Source organism: Massilia sp. CT11-108 (genome assembly GCF_047302915.1).
GTDB lineage: Bacteria > Pseudomonadota > Gammaproteobacteria > Burkholderiales > Burkholderiaceae_D > Telluria > Telluria orientalis.
Window position 1 is genome coordinate 1 of sequence record NZ_JBKYMO010000517.1, and the last position, 3777, is coordinate 3777.

Here is a 3777-nt window from a genome sequence, read left to right on the forward strand (position 1 = left end):
GGCTCGTATTTGTGTATACCCGCCCGCGCGGGGCTCATCGTGCCGGGGCCGGCCGCGCCCGCAGGCACGACGACCGCCAGGGACAGGGCGCCGAACGACGCCAGCAACATCTTGCGCTTGTTCATGAGATTTCCTTTCATTGAGCGGGCACACCGATGCAGTGTGGCCGAGCTCGCTTAAAGGAATTTGCTCAAGCGCAAAGAGCCCCACGGCGCCTTGCGGCTGCCGTGAGGCGGATGAAAAGGTGCGGTTGACGGTGCGCCCAGGCGCACCGCACGGGACGCTCAGCGCTCGCGCCGGCGCATCAGGTACACGGCCGTGCCGACGACGGCACCGGCCAGTACTGCCTTCTTCACGAGGCCGGCCCGGTTGTGCTCCCACTCGGCCTTGATGCCCATTTCGCCCAGCACGTTCGGTACCTTGCCGTGGGCGAGGTCTTCGCCGATGCCCTCGACGACGTTCACGCGGTCCGCCGCGAGCAGCAGCAGCCAATGGCGCAGGTCGTTTTCCGACCATTTGAACGCGAGGCGGCGCATCATGCCGGACAGGCCTGTCGGCGGCTGCGCGGTGCCGAAGATCGGCGTGATGCCGGGCCGTTCGGTCGACACGAGGACCTCGACGTTTTCCGGCTGCTGCGGCAGCTTGCCGTCGTGCGCGTGGATGAAGCGCGGCGGCGTGCGTTCCATCGGCACGGCGGGGCGGTTCTTGCGGTCGAGGTCGGCGCCCCAGCCCTCGATGTGCGACAACTCCTCGCGGCCTGGACGGCGCGGGCCTTCGGCCATGTCGCCCTGAAGCGGATGCGCATGCACGTGGTCCACGTCGCTGTCATGATGGTGATGTTGGTGTTCCATGGCGTCTCCTCAATGCAGTGCGGTGGCGTTCACGGCCTGGACTTCGCGCGCCGACGGCGGGATCAGGACGGGCTTGATGCAGTTGTCGAGCTTGCTCGAGAAGATGTGGTACGCGTCCGCCACTTCTTCCAGCGGCACCCGGTGCGTGATGATTTCCTTCGGGTTTATGCGGCCTGCGCGGATGTGTTCGATCAGGCGCGGCAGGTGGCGCTTCACGCTCGCCTGGTTCGCGCGGATCGTCAGGCCCTTGTTCACCACGTTGCCGATGGGGACCGCGTTGAACGTCGGGCCGTACACGCCCACGATCGACACGTTACCGCCCTTGCGCACGCTGTTGATGGCCCAGTGCAGCACGGTCGAGGCGCCGGCCTGCATCTTCATCAGGCGGCCCGTCAGCGTCTGCGCGATGGAACCGGCCGCGTCGCCGCCCACGCAGTCGATGGTGACGTCCGCGCCCATCCAGTCGGTCATCTTCTTGATGTGCTCCGCCATGTCGTTCACTTCGCGGAAGTTCACGACCTCGCATTGGGCAAAGCGCTTGACGAATTCCAGGCGGTACTCGACCTCGTCCACGACGATCACCCTGCCCGCGCCCATCAGCCACGCGGCTTTCGCGGCGAAGATGCCGACGGGGCCGGCGCCGAAGACGACCACCGTGTCGCCTTCCTGGATGTCGCCCATCTCGGCGGCCTGGTAGCCCGTCGGGAGGGCGTCGGTCAGCAGCACGGCGTCGTCCAGGTGCAGGTCGTCGGGGATCGGGTACGGGCCCACGTCGGCCATCGGCACGCGCACGTACTCGGCCTGGCCGCCGTCGTAGCCGCCCGCCGTGTGCGAATAGCCGTAGATGCCGCCGACGGCCGTCGCTTCCGGATTCGTGTTGTGGCAATTGCCGAAGAGTTCGCGCTGGCAGAAGAAGCAGGAGCCGCAGAACAGGTTGAACGGCACCAATACCCGGTCGCCGGCCTTCAGCGTCTGCACGTCGCGGCCCACGTCCACGACTTCGCCGACGAATTCATGGCCGAACGTATGGCCCACGCGGGTGTCGGGCACCATGCCGTGGTAAAGGTGCAGGTCGGACCCGCAGATGCAGGAGCGCAGCACGCGCACGATGGCGTCGCCCGGATGTTCGATGACGGGATCGGGCTTGTAATCGGCGCGGACGCGATACGGTCCCCGGTAATTCATTGCCAGCATAATTCCTCCTCATTGGATGACGGCCCGCCGTAACGGACGAGCGCTTGACAACAAGGTATGTCAAAACGCTAAGGAAGGCGATAGGCGCACGGAAACGAACAGGGGTTTCGGAACGCTTTTTTCGAGGCTTCGTAGTGCTTTGTTTTTAAAAGGAAATTTATTGATTTTACGAACGAAAACGGCCGCACGCGGCGGCCGTTGTCCGGAGGCGGAGGCGGGTCAGAGCTGGCGCGCCTCGAACGTATTGCACTGCTCGACGGAGCCCGTCTCCAGGCCGCGCTTGAACCAGCGCACGCGCTGGGCCGACGTGCCGTGCGTGAACGAATCCGGCACGACCTCGCCGCGCGACTGGCGCTGCAGCGCGTCGTCGCCGATGGCGCTCGCCGCGTTCAGCGCGGATTCGACGTCGCCCTGTTCGATGATCTGCTTGGCCTGGTTCGTGTGGTAGGCCCACACGCCCGCGAAGCAGTCGGCCTGCAGTTCCAGCCGCACGGACGCCGCGTTGGCCTCCCGTTCCGACAGGTGCTGGCGCGCGCTGTCGACCTTGCCCGAGATGCCCAGCAGGTTCTGCACGTGGTGGCCGACCTCGTGCGCGATCACGTACGCCTGCGTGAATTCGCCGCCCACCTTGAAGCGTTGCTGCATCATGCGGAAGAACGTCAGGTCGATGTAGACCTTGCGGTCGGCCGGGCAATAGAACGGCCCGACGGCGGACTGGCCCGTGCCGCAACCGCCGGTCGCCGTGCGCCCCGAGTACAGCACGAGATGCGGCGGCGAATACGTCGCGCCGTTGGCGCGGAAGATCTGCGACCACGTGTCTTCGGTGTAGCCGAGCACGGTGCGCACGAACTGCGTCTCGCGGTCGTTGGCGGGCGGATGCGCCGGCGCCTGCTGGACCTGGGCCGGGGAGCCGCCCGACAGCAGGCTCAGGATCGTGGACGGCGACACGCCGAAGAACCACGAGCCGATCAGTGCCACGACGATCGTGCCGATGCCGACGGTCCCGCCGCCGATGCCGAATCCGCCGCCGCCCCCACCGCCGCGGCGGTCCTCGATGTTGTCGCTCTGCCTGTCGCCTTCCCAACGCATGATGTTCTCCTTGCTTGTTGTCGAGCCGGAGGACCGTCAGCGTTCCTTGGCACGCCTGATCTTCACCGACCCCATGTTTTCGCGCGCATCCTTGAGGCGGAACTCGTCGTCCACCGCCAGGCCGGCGCGCTCTTCGTCGTGCAGCAGGCGTTCGTGGCGTTCCCGTTGGACCTCACGCTCCAGTCGCTCGCGAATGGTTACGTCCGGCGTCGTCTTCATGGTCGTCCTCGTCTGTAGGGCCACGCTTCCTGCATCAGCCCGTCCATTGTGCATACGGCGCGCGGCCGCATCTGTTCGAACTTTCACATAAGCCGCATCATGCCATATGGCAGACCCGGAGTGCATGACGGCCTGTCCACGTCTCCGTGCGCTCCCGTACGGACGTGGGCACAGGCAACGCGCATGCTTGCGCGCATGTCCCCGACCGCCCCCACCTTCGCCCACCACGACGCGCTGGCCGCACTCGGCCGCAGTCTACAGGCCACCGGCTACCGTTTCGTGACCGTCACCCCCGCCACGCACCGCCGGGTTAACAATCGCCCGGAAAATGCCTGGGCCCACGACCTGCGCGGCGTGTTCGGCTGGAGCCGGCCATACCGCGCGGACGTGCTGCCCGAGCCCATGGCCGGCCAGCTGCGCGCGG

At 66.5% G+C, this 3777-nt stretch carries 4 protein-coding genes and 1 pseudogene; 1 reads left to right on the forward strand and 4 read right to left on the reverse strand.

What is annotated here, in order from left to right; all coding sequences use genetic code 11:
• Window positions 1-284 precede the first annotated feature (284 nt).
• From ACEN88_RS26505 to ACEN88_RS26520, 4 genes are all read right to left on the reverse strand, one after another.
• On the reverse strand, window positions 285-851 hold the full coding sequence (locus ACEN88_RS26505; protein WP_413344465.1) for a hypothetical protein: 567 nt from the start codon (window positions 849-851) through the stop codon (window positions 285-287).
• 9 nt (window positions 852-860) lie between these two features.
• Complete coding sequence (locus tag ACEN88_RS26510) at window positions 861-2045, reverse strand: zinc-dependent alcohol dehydrogenase (protein ID WP_413344467.1); 1185 nt, start codon at window positions 2043-2045, stop codon at window positions 861-863.
• A 219-nt stretch (window positions 2046-2264) separates the two neighbouring features.
• Complete coding sequence (locus tag ACEN88_RS26515; protein WP_413344469.1) at window positions 2265-3134, reverse strand: neutral zinc metallopeptidase; 870 nt, start codon at window positions 3132-3134, stop codon at window positions 2265-2267.
• A 36-nt stretch (window positions 3135-3170) separates the two neighbouring features.
• Window positions 3171-3353: a hypothetical protein gene (locus ACEN88_RS26520; protein ID WP_413344471.1), complete on the reverse strand. Its 183-nt coding sequence runs from the start codon at window positions 3351-3353 to the stop codon at window positions 3171-3173.
• A gap of 183 nt (window positions 3354-3536) precedes the next feature.
• Here ACEN88_RS26520 and ACEN88_RS26525 point away from each other — a divergent pair.
• Window positions 3537-3777, forward strand: a pseudogene (locus tag ACEN88_RS26525) (hypothetical protein); the annotation flags it as partial.

Bases quoted from the DNA above. Each gene is read 5' to 3' on its own strand.
- ACEN88_RS26505 (WP_413344465.1), bottom strand. From the start codon at position 851: ATGGAACACCAACATCACCATCATGACAGCGACGTGGACCACGTGCAT.
- ACEN88_RS26510 (WP_413344467.1), bottom strand. From the start codon at position 2,045: ATGCTGGCAATGAATTACCGGGGACCGTATCGCGTCCGCGCCGATTAC.
- ACEN88_RS26515 (WP_413344469.1), bottom strand. From the start codon at position 3,134: ATGCGTTGGGAAGGCGACAGGCAGAGCGACAACATCGAGGACCGCCGC.
- ACEN88_RS26520 (WP_413344471.1), bottom strand. From the start codon at position 3,353: ATGAAGACGACGCCGGACGTAACCATTCGCGAGCGACTGGAGCGTGAG.